Source organism: Kitasatospora sp. NPDC093550 (assembly GCF_044764985.1).
In the GTDB taxonomy this organism is placed as follows: domain Bacteria; phylum Actinomycetota; class Actinomycetes; order Streptomycetales; family Streptomycetaceae; genus Kitasatospora.
This window is the reverse complement of the sequence record NZ_JBIWJF010000019.1, coordinates 62,091-77,120: the sequence shown is the minus strand read 5'-3', so window position 1 is coordinate 77,120 and position 15,030 is coordinate 62,091. Positions and strand designations below refer to the sequence as shown.

Annotated in this window: 15 protein-coding genes and 1 pseudogene; 5 read left to right on the top strand and 11 right to left on the bottom strand. The window is 72.1% G+C overall.

Annotation, left to right across the window (positions count from 1 at the left end; all coding sequences use genetic code 11):
* Positions 1 to 177: 177 nt before the first annotated feature.
* From ispF to ACIRD3_RS27685, 3 genes are all read right to left on the bottom strand, one after another.
* Positions 178 to 678 carry a 2-C-methyl-D-erythritol 2,4-cyclodiphosphate synthase gene (gene ispF, locus ACIRD3_RS27695; protein ID WP_402221831.1) on the bottom strand — a complete coding sequence of 167 codons (501 nt, stop codon included), beginning with the start codon at positions 676 to 678 and terminating at the stop codon, positions 178 to 180.
* Positions 668 to 1,393: a 2-C-methyl-D-erythritol 4-phosphate cytidylyltransferase gene (gene ispD, locus ACIRD3_RS27690; protein WP_402221828.1), complete on the bottom strand. Its 726-nt coding sequence runs from the start codon at positions 1,391 to 1,393 to the stop codon at positions 668 to 670. Before ispD ends, ispF begins: the two co-directional genes overlap by 11 nt.
* Positions 1,394 to 1,738: 345 nt before the next feature.
* Positions 1,739 to 2,221 (bottom strand): CarD family transcriptional regulator, encoded by a 483-nt coding sequence (locus ACIRD3_RS27685; RefSeq protein ID WP_014136563.1) that lies wholly within the window; start codon positions 2,219 to 2,221, stop codon positions 1,739 to 1,741.
* A 429-nt stretch (positions 2,222 to 2,650) separates the two neighbouring features.
* Here ACIRD3_RS27685 and ACIRD3_RS27680 point away from each other — a divergent pair, with 429 nt between their 5' ends.
* Positions 2,651 to 3,337, top strand: a complete 687-nt coding sequence (locus ACIRD3_RS27680) for a DUF461 domain-containing protein (protein WP_402221825.1) — start codon at positions 2,651 to 2,653, stop codon at positions 3,335 to 3,337.
* Positions 3,338 to 3,452: 115 nt separating this feature from the next.
* Here the strand turns inward: ACIRD3_RS27680 and ACIRD3_RS27675 are convergent, their stop codons facing one another.
* Together ACIRD3_RS27675 and ACIRD3_RS27670 are read right to left on the bottom strand one after the other, a co-directional pair.
* Positions 3,453 to 4,148: a response regulator transcription factor gene (locus tag ACIRD3_RS27675; protein ID WP_033347005.1), complete on the bottom strand. Its 696-nt coding sequence runs from the start codon at positions 4,146 to 4,148 to the stop codon at positions 3,453 to 3,455.
* Positions 4,149 to 4,150: 2 nt separating this feature from the next.
* Positions 4,151 to 5,620 (bottom strand): sensor histidine kinase, encoded by a 1,470-nt coding sequence (locus ACIRD3_RS27670; protein ID WP_402221822.1) that lies wholly within the window; start codon positions 5,618 to 5,620, stop codon positions 4,151 to 4,153.
* Between the two features lie 306 nt (positions 5,621 to 5,926).
* Here ACIRD3_RS27670 and phoU point away from each other — a divergent pair, with 306 nt between their 5' ends.
* Together phoU and ACIRD3_RS27660 are read left to right on the top strand one after the other, a co-directional pair.
* A complete protein-coding gene (gene phoU, locus ACIRD3_RS27665; protein ID WP_402221819.1) occupies positions 5,927 to 6,607 on the top strand; it encodes a phosphate signaling complex protein PhoU in 681 nt (226 codons plus the stop codon).
* 177 nt (positions 6,608 to 6,784) lie between these two features.
* Positions 6,785 to 6,964: a hypothetical protein gene (locus tag ACIRD3_RS27660; RefSeq protein ID WP_350521682.1), complete on the top strand. Its 180-nt coding sequence runs from the start codon at positions 6,785 to 6,787 to the stop codon at positions 6,962 to 6,964.
* Between the two features lie 97 nt (positions 6,965 to 7,061).
* On the opposite strand, the gene ACIRD3_RS27655 is transcribed toward ACIRD3_RS27660, so the two are convergent.
* The 3 genes from ACIRD3_RS27655 to ACIRD3_RS27645 form a co-directional block, all read right to left on the bottom strand.
* The gene (locus tag ACIRD3_RS27655) at positions 7,062 to 7,652 is read right to left on the bottom strand and encodes a lytic polysaccharide monooxygenase (RefSeq protein ID WP_402221816.1); all 591 of its coding nucleotides are present in this window, start codon (positions 7,650 to 7,652) and stop codon (positions 7,062 to 7,064) included.
* Between the two features lie 1,179 nt (positions 7,653 to 8,831).
* Positions 8,832 to 9,641 carry a hypothetical protein gene (locus tag ACIRD3_RS27650; RefSeq protein WP_402221813.1) on the bottom strand — a complete coding sequence of 270 codons (810 nt, stop codon included), beginning with the start codon at positions 9,639 to 9,641 and terminating at the stop codon, positions 8,832 to 8,834.
* 3 nt (positions 9,642 to 9,644) lie between these two features.
* Positions 9,645 to 10,067: a hypothetical protein gene (locus tag ACIRD3_RS27645; RefSeq protein WP_402221810.1), complete on the bottom strand. Its 423-nt coding sequence runs from the start codon at positions 10,065 to 10,067 to the stop codon at positions 9,645 to 9,647.
* An 89-nt stretch (positions 10,068 to 10,156) separates the two neighbouring features.
* On the opposite strand from ACIRD3_RS27645, the pseudogene ACIRD3_RS27640 reads away from it, so the two are divergent.
* Positions 10,157 to 10,600, top strand: a pseudogene (locus tag ACIRD3_RS27640) (tyrosine-type recombinase/integrase); the annotation flags it as partial.
* 81 nt (positions 10,601 to 10,681) lie between these two features.
* Here the strand turns inward: ACIRD3_RS27640 and ACIRD3_RS27635 are convergent.
* Complete coding sequence (locus ACIRD3_RS27635) at positions 10,682 to 11,440, bottom strand: phosphoglyceromutase (RefSeq protein WP_402221807.1); 759 nt, start codon at positions 11,438 to 11,440, stop codon at positions 10,682 to 10,684.
* A 149-nt stretch (positions 11,441 to 11,589) separates the two neighbouring features.
* Between ACIRD3_RS27635 and ACIRD3_RS27630 the strand changes: the two genes are divergently transcribed.
* A complete protein-coding gene (locus tag ACIRD3_RS27630; protein ID WP_402221804.1) occupies positions 11,590 to 12,921 on the top strand; it encodes an MDR family MFS transporter in 1,332 nt (443 codons plus the stop codon).
* A gap of 17 nt (positions 12,922 to 12,938) precedes the next feature.
* Here ACIRD3_RS27630 and ACIRD3_RS27625 read toward each other — a convergent pair whose 3' ends face one another.
* A complete protein-coding gene (locus tag ACIRD3_RS27625; RefSeq protein WP_402221801.1) occupies positions 12,939 to 13,469 on the bottom strand; it encodes a YbjN domain-containing protein in 531 nt (176 codons plus the stop codon).
* A gap of 61 nt (positions 13,470 to 13,530) precedes the next feature.
* Complete coding sequence (mshA, locus tag ACIRD3_RS27620) at positions 13,531 to 14,901, bottom strand: D-inositol-3-phosphate glycosyltransferase (RefSeq protein ID WP_402221997.1); 1,371 nt, start codon at positions 14,899 to 14,901, stop codon at positions 13,531 to 13,533.
* Between the last annotated feature and the right edge of the window lie 129 nt (positions 14,902 to 15,030).

Genomic DNA, 15,030 nt, shown 5'->3' with positions numbered 1-15,030 from the left:
GTTGCGACCCGAGGGGAAGCCCCGCGCGGGCCCGGAGCCGACAGTATCGACTCGGGCCCCCGCACGCCCTGGTGAACACCCGTCAGACGCGCGTTTCTTCCCGGCCCGCGCGTCATTCCTCCCGGCCCGCCCCCCGCCGGCTCCCCGATCCGGCTCGGCGGTCCGGGCCGCGGGCCGTCAACGCCGTTCGTACACCAGGGCGGTGGCGATCGCGGCCAGTCCCTCGGCCCGGCCGGTCAGGCCCAGCCCGTCGGTGGTGGTGCCGGACACGGACACCGGGGCGCCCGCCGCCTCCGAGAGCGCGGCCTGCGCCTCGGCCCGCCGCTTGCCGATCTTCGGCCGGACGCCGATCACCTGGACCGCGACGTTGCCGATCTCGAAGCCCGCCGCCCGGACCAACCGGGCCGCCTCGCCGAGCAGCTTCACCCCGGAGGCGCCGGCCCACTCCGGACGGTCGGTGCCGAAGTGCGCACCCAGGTCGCCGATGCCGGCGGCCGAGAACAGCGCGTCGCAGGCGGCGTGCGCGGCCACGTCGGCGTCCGAGTGCCCGGAGAGCCCGACCCCGGCGTCCGGCCACTCCAGTCCGGCCACCCAGAGCGGGCGGCCCTCCTCGAAGGCGTGCACGTCGGTGCCGATCCCGACGCGGGGGATCACGGGGAGCTGCGGGTCAGTAGGCATCGGAGGCCCTCCGGCGGGCGAGTACGGCCTCGGCGAGCACGAGGTCCAGCGGACGGGTGACCTTGAACGCCTCCTCGTGGCCGGGCACCACGACGACCCGGCCTCCGTAGCGCTCGACCAGTCCGGCGTCGTCGGTGACGGCCGGCGCGCCGGCAGTGCCCGCGCTCTCCTCGGCCAGCGCCTCGGCGTGCACCCCGACCAGGGTGGCGCGGTCGAAGCCCTGCGGGGTCTGCACCGCGCGCAGCGTGGACCGCTCGGGCGTGTCGAGCACCGGCTCGGGGTGGCCCGGGTTCGGCTCGACCCGCTTCACGGTGTCGGCCAGCGGCACCGCGGGCACCACGGCCCGCGCGCCGGCCCGGACGGCGGCCGCGACGGCGTCCACCACCTCGACCGGCACGAGCGGACGGGCCGCGTCGTGCACCAGGACGATCTCGACGTCCTCCGGGATCGCGGCCAGGCCCAGCCGCACCGACTCCTGGCGGGTCGCGCCGCCGGCCACCACGCGGATGTCCTTGCCGTCCAGCCCGTGGCTGTCCAGCAGGGCAACCACCTCGGCCACCCCGTCCGCGGGTGCGGCGACCACGACCAGGCCGACCGCCCGGCTGCGGGCGAGCGCCCGGACGGCGTGCACCAGGAGCGGCACACCGCCCAGCTCCCGCAGGGCCTTCGGGGCCCCGGGCCCCAGCCGCTCACCGCGTCCGGCGGCGGGCACCACTGCTGCTGCGACTGCTGCTGACGCGTTCAGGTTTCACTCCTTCGGCGAAGTGGGTATGGCCATGGCGTGCCCGGCGGGCGCACCGGGCCCCTTCCGAAGAACCACGGTCCGCTGCCCGCCGCACAGCTCCGCAGAACCCGCACCAACCGCAGGACCCGCACGGAGCGGTGCGGAAACGGTCTTGCGCGCGCGGCCCGGCTCGGGCGGGAGGCGTTGTCCGGACACGCCTCAGCGCCCGGAGTGCCACTGCACCACTCCCGGACGGTTCGTCCGAGGAGCGGCGCGCCGGCACCGGGCGCTGTGAGCGTTGGGCGGCAGCCCGACTGCACTGCGGTGGCGCGTGCGCTACGAGGCGAGGACCTCGTCGAGCAGCGTCTCCGCCTTGTCCTCGTTGGTGTTCTCCGCCAGCGCGAGCTCGCTGACGAGGATCTGGCGCGCCTTCGCGAGCATCCGCTTCTCGCCGGCCGAGAGGCCGCGCTCGCGCTCGCGACGCCAGAGATCGCGCACAACCTCGGCGACCTTGATAACGTCGCCCGAGGCGAGCTTCTCCAGGTTCGCCTTGTAGCGACGGGACCAGTTGGTCGGCTCTTCCGTGTACGGTGCGCGCAGCACCTCGAAGACCCGGTCCAGACCCTCCTGGCCGACTACATCGCGCACGCCGACGAACTCCGCGTTCTCGGCGGGCACGCGGAGCGTCAGGTCTCCCTGCTGCACCTTGAGCACCAGGTAGGTCTTGTCCACACCTTTGATCTGGCGAGTTTCGATGGCCTCGATCAGCGCGGCCCCGTGATGGGGGTAGACCACCGTGTCGCCAACCTTGAACGTCATGTGACAGGACCCCTTCCGTGGCTTTCCAGAATAACACGCTTCTCGGCGCACCCGAAGGGCGTTTTCGCAGGTCAGGGCCGGTCTCGGGGCTTGACAACCACCCCCATCACGTGCTGCGACCGGTGTTCGAGAGAGGCTTCCCGCAGGTCGGAGGCGGTTCCGGGGTTCGGCGAAACCCTTGCGCAACACCCCTGCAACCATGATTGGATCTTGAGCTTTCACCCCTTTTCCGGTCGCGACCGAATCGTTATTCGATCTTGGTCGAAGCTTGTCCGCGCCGTGACCGGGACATGGCGGCCGTACCGCCGGACGGCCCCCGGCGGCCCCCGGGAGTGCGACACGGGGACCACCCCGTGAGGAGCGCATAAGTGAGGTCGATAATCTGAGACCTGACCTACCGACACGTGACCCATAGGAGAAGCCGCCGCCGTGAGCCGCAGCCTTCGACGCGGCAGCATCGCCGCCATCGCCGCCATCGCCATCGCCTCGCTGTCCTCCTGCGCCGCCGGCAACACGCCGGACACCCTGCAGATCAAGCCGGACAACGCGGCGGCCACCCTCGGGACGGACCTCCGGCTGAACAACATCGTGGTCGTCACCGGGGAGGGCACCTCGGGCGACTACACCGGCCCCGCCAACGTGGTCGTCAACATCTCGAACACCGCCACCACCCCGGCCGAGCTGCAGTCGATCACCGTCGGCTCCTCCGCCGCCACCCTGGCGGACGCCGCGGGCGCGACGCTGACCGGCATCGTCATCCCGGCCGGCGGTTCGGTCGCGATCGGCGGCCAGGGCAACCCGAGCGCCACCGTCGCCTCCGCCTCGGTCCACGTCGGCGGCTTCGCCCCCACCACCTTCACCTTCAAGGACGGCCAGAAGGTCGACGCCCAGGCCGGCGTCAGCCCGGACGGCAAGGGCCTCTACAAGGGCTTCGGCCCGACCCCCTCGGCGACCGCCACGCCCGCCAAGAGCTCCTCGCCCACCGCGGCCGCCCCGAGCGCCGGTGCCACCACCCCCGGTGCCACCGCCACCCCGGGGGCGACCCCCGGCGCCACCGCCACCGGCACCGCCGTCCCGGCCGGCGCCACCACCCCGGCCGTTCCGGCCGCGCACTGACGCCGTGACCGCCTCCGGCGGGCCCGCCCGGGCCCGTCGGGAGCAACGCGAAGGCCCCCTCCGGCTGCTGCCGGCGGGGGCCTTCCGCGTGCCTGACCGCGGGGGCGGGTGCGGCTTACGGCTCGAACTTGTAGCCCAGGCCGCGGACGGTGACCAGGTAGCGCGGCGCGCCCGGGTCCGGCTCGATCTTGGCCCGCAGGCGCTTCACGTGGACGTCCAGGGTCTTGGTGTCGCCGACGTAGTCCGCGCCCCAGACCCGGTCGATCAACTGCATGCGGGTGAGCACCCGGCCCGCGTTGCGCAGCAGCATCTCCAGCAGGTCGAACTCCTTGAGCGGCAGCTCGACCTTGGCGCCGTCCACGGTCACCACGTGCCGGTCGACGTCCATCCGGACCGGGCCCGCCTCCAGGGCGCCCGGGCCGCCGCCGTTCTCGCCCGCGCCGCCGTCCTCGCCGCGGCGGCGCAGCACCGCGCGGATCCGGGCGACCAGCTCCCGGGTGGAGTACGGCTTGGTCACGTAGTCGTCAGCGCCTATCTCCAGCCCGACGACCTTGTCGATCTCGCTGTCCTTGGCGGTCACCATGATCACGGGGACGTTGGAGCGCACCCGGAGCTGGCGGCAGACCTCGGTGCCGGGCAGGCCCGGGAGCATCAGGTCGAGCAGGACGAGGTCGGCGCCGTTGCGTTCGAACTGCTCCAGGGCGTCGGGGCCGGTGGCGGCGACGGCCACCTCGAAGCCCTCCTTGCGGAGCATGTACGAGAGGGCGTCGCTGAACGACTCCTCGTCCTCGACCACCAGTACTCGGGTCACGATCAGGCCTCCGGGGCAAGCTGGGGGGTTGTGTCTGACAGGTGTTGTTCCCGCTCCCCGGCGGGGAGCGAACGGGCGGTGCGGTCCAGGCGATCCGCACGGTCCGTGGTGAGGGGTCGGGGTGCCGCGGCGGGCGCGCCGGGGTCGGGCGCGCGATCCGGTCCGTCGCCGGGGGCGGAGGCGGGACCGGCGCCGGCGTCGGCCGCGTCGGGCTTCTCGGGCTCGTCGTCCGGCTCGTCGTCCGGCTCGTCGTCGACGGGTGCCTGGCCGGCGGGCAGGCGGATGGTGAACGTCGACCCCTGGCCCTCGACGCTCCACACCGACACGGTGCCACCGTGCGAGGCGGCGACGTGCTTGACGATGGAGAGGCCGAGGCCGGTGCCGCCGGTCTGCCGGGAGCGGGCCGGGTCGACGCGGTAGAAGCGTTCGAAGACCCGCTCGCGGTCCTTCTCGGAGATGCCGATGCCCTGGTCGGTGACCGAGATCTCGATCAGCTCGCCGTCCGCCTCCCCGAGCGCCGCGGCGCTGGAGATCCGGCGGGTGGCGATCGCCACCCGGGTGCGGGGCGGACTGTAGTTGACCGCGTTCTCCACCAGGTTGCCCAGCGCGGCGGCGAGCTGGCCGCGGTTGCCGTGCAGGTAGAGGCCGGCGATGCCGCCCGCCGCGATGAGGATCTGCTTGGCGGCGGCCTGCTGGCGGCAGCGGTCGATCGCCTCGGCGATCAGCTCGTCCACCGCGACCGGCTCCGGGTCGATCATCAACCGGTCGTCCTGGACCCGGGAGAGGTCGATGATCTCCTGGACCAGGCTGGCCAGCCGGGCGGCCTCGACCTGCATCCGGCCGGCGAAGCGCTGCACGGCCTCCGGGTCGTCGGACGCGTCGACGACGGCTTCGGAGAGCAGGGACAGGGCGCCGACCGGGGTCTTGAGCTCATGGCTGACGTTGGCCACGAAGTCCCTGCGGACGGCCTCCACCCGGCGCCGCTCGGTCTGGTCCTCGACCAGCACCAGCACCAGCCGGGAGCCCAGCGGGGCGACCCGGACGGAGACCGCGAGCGGCTCCGCCGCGCGGGCCGCGCCCGGCCGGGGCACCTCCAGCTCGACCTGGCGGATCTCACCGTCCCGGCGGGTGGCGCGGGCCAGCGCGAGCATCTGGTCGACGGCGACCGCGCCACCGCGCACCAGGCCCATCGCGTACGCCGCCGAGCTGGCCTTGACCACCTCGTCGCCCTCGCCCAGCACGATCGCGCAGGAGCGCAGCACCGAGAGCACGGTGTCGACCCCCGGGGGCAGGGGCGGCTCGGGGTTGCCGGTGCCGAGTCCCTGGTACCGGCTGTGGGTCCTGCCGCTGGTGCCGCCGTACTTGCCCCTGGCCTGCTCGCGCTCGCTCCAGCGGAAGGCGATGGAGGCGGTGAGGCCGACGCCGAGCCCGGCAATGGCGCAGGCAGCGGCGGCGGCCACGTTCACGTCCATGTGGCCAGCGTAAGCGCACGGCCAGGCCCCTTCCCAAGGCCTGGATCAAGGCATCGATCACACGTTGCCGAGAATTCACCTTCAGGTAGCTGCCGATTCACCGCACCGGCCGTGCACCGTCGCTCTGGCGGCGGAAAGTGGGCCGAGCAGCCCGTGTGGGAGAGACCGGTGTGCCGTTCGGCGGCCACCGGCTCGGGTGTGCGCGTACGATGCGCGCCACCAGCAGCGGTCACCCGAACGCCGGAACGCCGGTCGTACGGGATGACCGGTCGGCACCGCCACCGACACAGCTACTGAGGAGAGAGCATGCGCGACGCGTACCACGAGGAACTCGATGCGATCGGCGACAGCCTGATCGAGATGGCCCGGCTGGTCGGATCGGCCATGGGCCGGGCCACCACCGCCCTCCTCGACGCGGACCTGGCACTGGCGGAGAGCGTGATCTCCGCCGACGAGAAGGTCAACGAGCTGCACCACGAGCTCGAGAACCGGGCCATCGACCTCCTCGCCCGCCAGCAGCCGGTCGCCACCGACCTGCGCATCGTCGTCACCTCGCTGCGGATGAGCGCCGACCTGGAGCGCTGCGGCGACCTCGCCCGGCACGTCGCCAAGGTCGCGAGGATGCGGTACCCCGACTCGGCCGTGCCGCGCGACCTGCACTCGACCGTCCTGGAGATGGGCCAGCTCGCCCAGCGCCTGGTGGCCAAGGCCGGCCTGGTCATCGCCACCAAGGACGTCGACAAGGCGCTGGAGATGGAGCAGGACGACGACGCCATCGACAGCCTGCACCGCGAGCTGCTGTCGCACCTGATCGACGAGCGCTGGCACCACGGCATCGAGACCGCCGTCGACATCACCCTGGTCGGCCGCTACTACGAGCGTTTCGCGGACCACGCGGTGTCGGTCGCCAAGCGCGTCGTCTACCTGGTGACCGGCGAGCACGCGGGCGAGTTCGTGGCCGCCACCGAGCCCGGCACCCCGGAGTGAGCTCCGCTCCCGGAGCCGCTCCCCCGAGGGGTGAGTAAACCTGTCGCGAGGGTGGTGCGGGCGCACGGCTTCCCGGACGCCCCACCACTGCGCGCCTGTTGACGCTCCCTCCGTTCGGCGGTTTCACTCGAAGCATCGGGCGCCGGAGTGTGCCCGCTTCACGGAGGGAACAGCTCGATGAAGGCCAACCCGACCCGCCCGGCCCCCGCCCGCGACACCGTCGAGCCGCCCGCCCCGAAGCTGCTGCCCGTCCTCGCCGCCGGCTGCGGCTGCGGTCCGGGCTGCGGTTGCGGCTGCCAGTCCGGTGCGCCCTGCCAGTGCGGCGGCGCCGACGGCGGTTGCTGCGGCGGCCACTGAAGGCCTCGGGTGCACGACCGCCGTGGGCGACGGCCGTGCACCCGGTTTGCACACCCGCCGACCGCCCGGCGCCCGTCCATCGGGCGTCAGACGGGCGTCAGAACCTGACGTCGGTGCAGGAGTAGAAGGCGTTCCCGGTGTCGGCGATCTCCCAGACCGCGACGACCACCTGGTGGCCGGTGCGCCCGCCCGGGAGGGTCGCGGTGTGGCTGAGCGTGCTCGGCACCTGCTTCCCGCCGTACGGGACGGTCAGGAAGGGCGTCAGCTCCAGGGCGGCCCGGGTGACCGGCCGGCTCGCGTCGAAGCCCGGCTTGGTCAGGTAGTACGTGAAGTTCGTGGTCGCGTGCCGCGCGGTGAACTTCCAGGTGAAGGTGAGCTGTTGGCCCGCCGACACCTGCTTGGCCGGCCAGGCGCCGCCGTGCGGGTCGTCCAGCTCGGCGAAGCGCGCGTTGCCGCCGGCGCAGATGGTGCCGTCGGAGGGGCCGGCGGCCGGGAAGCCCTTCGGGCCCTCGACGCTCTGTGGCTCCCACTGGATGTCGCCGCAGTCCCAGGCGACCGCGTCCGCGGCGCAGAGCGCGGCCCGGCTGGGCGGCGTCGAGATGTACCCGTGTGACGACGCCGGGAAGGCGAGCGTGAGCGGTACCGCCAGCGCGGCGATCACCGCCCCGACGATGTGACGTGTGCGCATGGTGCTCCTCCGTGGGGGTGGATGGAGAGTGCGCCGGGGCGCAGACGCGCGCACGTGGGGGTGCGGCCCGGACGGGGGATCCTTGGCATGCCTGCGCCGACCCGGTGCCCTCACGGTAGGAGCCGCCCCCACTAACCGTCAATGGTCTGAACCACTTTCCCCATCTAGGCCAACTCCCGGCCCCTGCAAGCCGGTTGAGATCCGAAAGGCCCCGCCACCCGGCGAACCGGATGACGGGGCCTGCGCGCGGTCGGGCCTGCCGCTCGCCCTTCGGGACTACTTCTTGCCCTGGGTCTGGCCTGTCGGCTTTTTCGGGCCTGATCAAGGGGGTCTGACCTGGGGCCGAGGTGTCGACAGTTGTCATCGCTGGCCACCCTTGGCTGACACCGGACGGCCCACAGGCGGCCCAAGAGCGCCCCCCGGGTCGCACTTCAGCGCGAGTCCCCAACGTCCGGGATGTCACCCTCCGAACGCGCCATCTCACTTAAAGTTATTCAGGGCAACAAGCGCCTTAACGCCCTTTCTTAGCCGGTATGCTGATTGATGTTCAGCTCCACGGTCTCGCACGCCTCGGCGAGCGGCCGAGGGCCTCGCACTTGCGGGGCAATTTAACCCGAGGAGCTGGGCAAACATGGGAAAGCGGCGGCCACCTGCCAAGACGCGGGAGAATCGGCCCTCTTGGGGGCAGATCCTCATTGCAGCACTTACGGCGGTGACAGCTATCGCGAGCTGCGTAGAGCAGCTGGTGCGCTGAACTAGCGCTCCCCCATGGTCGAGAGCAGAACCGGACGGGCGTCAGGGCTAGCGCGAGCAAGCCCGGCCGTTGTCTAGTCGGCCGGACTCACTCGATCTCTCTACACAGGAGCCCGGGTCTGGTTGCAGCCAGGTCCGGGCGTTCTGTTGTAGAAGCTAGCGAAGCAATCGTTCGTTGCTTCCAGACTTCAAACCAACTTGCTTAGTTGTCAGCTGACAAGATCTTGTTGTCAGCGAGCAGCAACAAGAGAACTGTATCAACTAAGCCACATGAAACGTGCTCTCTTAGTTCCTCGTAGTTGCTCACAGTTCCTCGCGGTTCCTCGCGGCTCCTCGTTGCTTCTGGCTGATGCCAACATCCTCTTCTCGAAGGATCACCGCCCGGAGAACCTCCTTACAGCACGCGCGAGGACCAGTCAGGTTGGCTTACGGCAGCTGGCAGAACGCCACAGCAGCGTCGTCACTGACCTTGTATCGCCGCCATCGCAATCCATCAGGGTCACTGGCCTCAGCCTTTCGTACGGCCGATATCAGCCCGTCCGCGCCAGCTTCCCGGAGCGTCGCGAAGGCGTCCGCCCACGATGCAGCGCGGTACTCGGTGACGAGTCGCGAGGCCCCGTCGGACAGGACCGCCGCCGCCCGAACGCCGGCCAGCGGCACCGTGCCCGTCAGCGCGTTCTGTGCCGCCTCGCCGTTGGACGCAGCCACCCAGTAGCCAACCACGGTGTTCCGGGTGAGCCGCTGGGCCTCGACCATCCGGCGGACGGCCTCCGCGTGCTCGGGCGTCCCAGTGGCGAACCGTTCCGTCTCGGCGCGGAGTTCTGGCACCACGGTGTCCACCCGCAGGTCGGTGACCACCTGGTAGCCGTCGACCCGCTCGAAGACGATCGGCGAGTCGGCGAGAACCAGGTAGTCGAAGCGATCGGCGCCGGCCCGCAGGATCGAGACCGTTGCCGATGGCGTGCCTGGGTTGCCGAGGTCGCACCCGGGGTGGAGCGCGGCGACCTGGTCGAGGGCCTGCGCCAGTCCGTCAGCAAGCGGCCGACCGGGCTCTGCCAGCGCGGCCACCAGGTGGCCGCCCAAATGGGCGACATACCACGGGACACCATGCCGACAGCCGGTGTCGAGCCCGGCCGTGCTCAGGCCGTCCAGGACCACGGCGAGCGTGGGCGTGGCCGCCACCCAGTCTTCGTTGGGGTTTGCGCCGCCCGGTGCGGTGGCGATGGAGACGCGCATCTCTCAGCCCTCGTGTCGGTAGATCGGAGTGACCCTGCTGCTCTCCAGAACTTCCAGAGTCTCCGGGTCGTAACGGCAGGAGATGAGCGTGGAGAAACGCTTCGCCCGAACCTCGCGGTACAGCTCGCTGAGGTGGTTCTCCAGGTAGTGCACGACGCCGTTCGCGCCGATCGCGTGGATGCCCGCGATGTACAGGAAGGTCCCCTTGCCGTCGAGACGGGGAAGCCGAGCGAGGTAGCCGACGTCCCCAGCCGTGCCGTCCACGTCGAGCGGTGAGCGGTACTCGGTCTCGGTGTGCAGGTCCACGAGGTGCCAGGCTGAGTCCTTGCGGAACCGCAGGTTGTCGTCACCTTCGAGCACCTGGGCCACGATCGGGGACAGCCGAGGCCCGCAGATGACGACCAGGTGCTCGCGGTTCAGGTTCACGATGCCGGACGGCGGGATGACCTCGTAGGCGGAGTCGAGCTTGAGGCCGGTGAACAGCTTCCGCAGGTGCTCGTAGTTGTTCAGGTCTTCTCCCCCGGCCGGTGGCCGACGCGCTCAAGGCCCACATGGAGCGGTTCGCGCCGGTGGAGATCACGCTGCCGTGGATGAAGGTGGGCGGGCCGCCGGTCACGAAGCGCCTGATCTTCACCAGCACGTCCGACTGGATCGTCTGGCGCGGGATGCTGAACGAGGACTACTGGAAGCCCGCGCTCGCGGCCGCAGGGGTCATCCCGAAGCCGGGCAAGGGCGAGTCCTACGCCTCCGCACGGAAGCGCGGCATGCACGCGCTCCGACACTTCGTCGCGTCGGTGCTGCTGGACGCCGGGGAGAGCATCAAGGCCGTGAGCGAGTACCTGGGCCACGCCGATCCCGGGCTGACGCTGCGGGTGTACGCGCACCTGATGCCGGACAGCCGGGACCGGGCGCGGCAGGCGATCGAAGGGGTCTTCAAGCCCCAAGATCACGAAGACTGACGGCCCACAGACGGCCCGGGAATGCCGACGGCCCCTGATCTGCGCCATGTGCGCAGGTCAGGGGCCGTGCCGCTTTCAGGCTTACTTCTTGCCCTGGTTCTTGACCGCCTCGATGGCCGCGGCGGCGGCTTCCGGGTCGAGGTAGCGGCCGCCGGGGGTGACGGGCTTGAAGTCGGCGTCCAGCTCGTAGACCAGCGGGATGCCGGTCGGGATGTTCAGGCCGGCGATGGCCTCGTCGGAGATGCCGTCGAGGTGCTTGACCAGCGCGCGCAGGCTGTTGCCGTGGGCGGTGACCAGGACGGTCCGGCCGGCGGCGAGGTCCGGGACGATGGCGTCGTACCAGTACGGGAGCATCCGGTCGACGACGTCCTTCAGGCACTCGGTGCGCGGACGCAGCTCGCTCGGGATCTCGGCGTAGCGGGCGTCACCGGCCTGCGAGTACTCGGCGTCGTCGGCCAGCACCGGCGGCGGGGTGTCGTAGGAACGGCGCCACAGCTGGAACTGCTCCTCGCCGAACTCGGCCAGGGTCTGGGCCTTGTCCTTGCCCTGCAGCGCGCCGTAGTGGCGCTCGTTCAGGCGCCAGCTGCGGCTGACCGGGATCCAGTGGCGGTCGGCCTTGTCCAGGGCGATCTGCGAGGTGCGGATGGCGCGGCGCAGCAGCGAGGTGTGCAGCACGTCGGGCAGCAGACCCTCGGCGGCCAGGAGCTCGCCACCGCGGGCGGCCTCCTTCTCACCCTTCTCGTTGAGGTCGACGTCGACCCAACCGGTGAACAGGTTCTTCTGGTTCCACTGGCTCTCGCCGTGGCGGAGCAGGATGAGTCGGTACGTCGTGTCAGCCATGCGCTCCAGCTTAGTGGAGGGCCCGAAAACCCCTGGTGGGGACCTACGACAGCTGGGTAATGTGTGCTTCGCGCAAATGCTGCTTACATGCGTCGGCTGATCGGGCCCGCCCTCTCCGCTCAGCGGACGCCCGCCCCGGGGGAGCCCGCATGCCCGACGCCGTCCGCTTCCGAAGAATGCTCCAGGAGACGGCGGGCGGGCTGCCGCGCCAGTTCTGGTGGCTCTGGGTCTCGACCCTGGTCAACCGGCTCGGTGCCTTCGTGGTCACCTTCCTGGCGCTCTACCTCACCAGCAGCCGGGGCTACTCGGCCTCCTACTCGGGCCTGGTCGCCGCCCTGTTCGGCCTCGGCTCGGCGGCCTCCGCGATCGTCGCGGGCGTGCTCACCGACCGGATCGGACGCCGGCCCACCCTGCTCGCCGCCCAGCTCGGCACCGCGCTGTTCACCGCCGTGCTCGGCTTCGCGGACGGCCAGGTGGCGATCGCGGTGGTGGCCTTCCTGGTGGGCTTCTGCAACAACGCCACCCGGCCGGCCATCTCGGCGATCATCGCGGACATCGTCCCGGCCGCCGACCGGGTGCGCGCCTACTCCCTGAACTTCTGGGCGATCAACCTGGGCTTCGGCCTCTCCGCCGCGGTCGCGGGCCTGATCGCCACCCATGGCTACCTGACGCTCTTCCTGCTGGACGCGCTCTCCACGGTGCTCTGCGCGGTGGTGATCTTCATCGGGATCCCGGAGACCAAGCCCGACGCCCCGGCGGCGAAGGCCGACGAGCCGACGGTCGGCCTGGGCACGGTGTTCCGCGACAGCCGCTTCATGGCCGTGGTCGGGCTCACCCTGCTGCTCGCCCTGGTGATCCAGCAGGGATCGACCACCCTCGCGGTGGACATGGGCCGCCGGGGGATCAGCTCCACCCAGTACGGCCTGGTCATCGGCCTGAACGGGCTGCTGATCGTGGTGCTGCAGATCCCGCTCACCCGGTGGGTCGAGAACCGCAGCCGGTCGGCCATGCTGGTCGCCGCCGCGCTGTTCATCGGCTGGGGGTTCGGGATGAGCGCCCTGGCCGGGTCCTCCGCCTGGCTCTACGCCCTCACCGTGGCGGTCTGGACGGTCGGCGAGATCCTCTACACCCCGACCCTGATGGGCCTGGTCGCCGAGCTGTCGCCGACCCACGCCCGCGGTCGCTACCAGGGCGTCTACTCGCTCTCCTGGTCGCTCGCCTCCTTCGTCGGTCCGGCCGTCGGCGGGGTGCTCCTGGAGCGGGCCGGCAGCGGGGTGCTGTGGGGCGCGTGCGGGGTGTGCGGCACCGTCGCCGCCGTCGGCTACGCGCTGCTGGGCGGGCGGACCGGCGCCGCGCGGGGCACCGGCCCCGCCGATGCCGTCCCGGCGGCGGCGCCCGCCGGGGGTGTCCCGGGGGCGGCGCCGGCCGACGCCGTGGCGGCGCCGGCCGGGGAGGGCGCGAAGGCCGGGGTGGGCGCCTGAACGCCCCGCGGCCGGGGTCAGCCGGCGGCCGGTGATCCGCCGGCGTCCGGGGCGGCCAGATGGGAGAAGGCGGCCAGGTTGCGGGTGGACTCCCCGCGCTTGGTCCGCCACTCCCACTCGCGCCGGATCGCCGAAGCGAAGCCCAGCTCCAGCAGGGTGTTGAACGGCGCGTCCGCGTTCTCCAGCACCGTCCCGAGCAGCCGGTCCACGACCTCCGGGGTGAGCGCCTCCAGCGGCAGCCGGCCGGCCAGGTAGACGTCGCCGAGCGCGTCGACCGCGTACGCCACGCCGTACAGCCTGGTGTTGCGCTCCAGCAGCCAGCGGTAGACGCCCTCGTGGTTCTCGTCCGGGCGGCGGATCACGAAGGCGTTCACCGACAGGGTGTGGTCACCGACCCGCAGGGCGCAGGTGGTGCTCAGCTTCCGGGTGCCCGGGAGGGTCGCCACCAACGTGTGCGGATCGGTGGCGGCCGGCTCCCAGGCCACCCCGGCGTCGTCCAGGGCGGTGCGCAGGAGGGTCAGGGCCTCGTCCTTGGTGCGGATTGCCATGGAGCTGACGTTACTCGTCGGTACCGGGCGGGCGCAGCCCCCGGTCGCCGCGGGGGCGGCCTCAGCCGAGCCGACGCCGGGCGGTGGCCAGGCGACCGGCCGGGCGGGCCAGACTGCCGGCGTACACCTCGGCGGTGGTCGCCGCCGAGGCGTCCCAGCCGAAGCCCGCCGCGTGCCGGGCCGCCGCCGCGCCGCGCCGGGCCACCAGCTCCGGGTCGGTGACGTACGGCTCCAGCGCGTGCGACCACTCCAGCGGGTCGTGGCCGCGCACCAGGGTGCCGGTCTCGCCGTCCCGCACCGCGACCGGCAGGCCGCCGACCGCGGCCGCCACCACCGGGGTGCCGCAGGCCTGCGCCTCCAGCGCGACCAGGCCGAAGGACTCGCTGTACGAGGGCATCACCAGGGCCGTCGCCGCGCGGTACCAGTCCGCGAGCCGGTCCTGGCCGACCGGCGGGTGGAAGCGCACCACGTCGGAGATGCCGAGCTGGGCGGCGAGCTTGTGGAGGCTCTCCGGCCGGGCGAGCCCGGTGCCGGAGGGGCCGCCGACCACCGGCACCACCAGGCGCTCGCGCAGCTCCGGGCGGCGGGCCAGCAGCGCGGCGACCGCCCGCAGCAGCACGTCCGGCGCCTTGAGCGGCTGGATCCGGCCGGCGAAGAGCAGCACGGCGGCGTCCCGCGGCAGGCCGAGCCGGGCCCGGGCCGCGGACGGCGCCCGCTGCGCGCCCGGACGGAAGACGTCCAGGTTGACCCCGGGGTGGACGACGGCCAGCTGGTCCGGCCGGGCGGCGTAGTGCAGCGCCAGCTCGGCGGCCTCCTCGGTGGTGTTGGCGATCAGCCGGTCGGCCGCCTCCACCACCTGGGTCTCGCCGATCACCCGGGCCGCGGGCTCGGGGGTGTCGCCCTCCGCCAGCGCGGCGTTCTTGACCTTCGCCATGGTGTGCATGGTGTGCACCAGCGGCACCCCCCAACGCTGCGCGGCGAGCCAGCCGACCTGCCCGGAGAGCCAGTAGTGCGAGTGCACCAGGTCGTAGTGGCCGGGCCGGTGGCCCGCCTCGGTGCGCAGCACCCCGTGGGTGAAGGCGCACAGCTGGGCCGGCAGGTCCTCCTTGACCAGGCCCTCGTACGGACCGGCGGTGACGTGGCGGACCAGCACGCCCGGGGCCAGCTCGACGGTCGGGGCGTCGTCCGAGCAGATCGCCCGGGTGAACACCTCGACCTCGATGTTGAGGTCGGCCAGGCGCTTGGCCAGCTCGACGATGTAGACGTTCATCCCGCCGGCGTCCCCGGTGCCGGGCTGGTGCAGTGGCGAGGTGTGCACGCTCAGCATGGCTATCCGGCGCGGGCGGCGACGGCCCGGGACGAGCGACTGGAGTCGCCCGCGTGCGGGTACGGCGGGCTGGGCACGGCGTACCGAACGGACGGGGTGCTGGATCACCTGGCTGAAGCCTCCTCTGTGCGGCCCGTCTAGGCGGTCCGCGCCGGGCCGCCCGTTGTCCGGTGTGCGCTGCCCCGTCCGGGCACACATCACCACCAGTGTGCCAACCACACGAGCGGCGTCCGG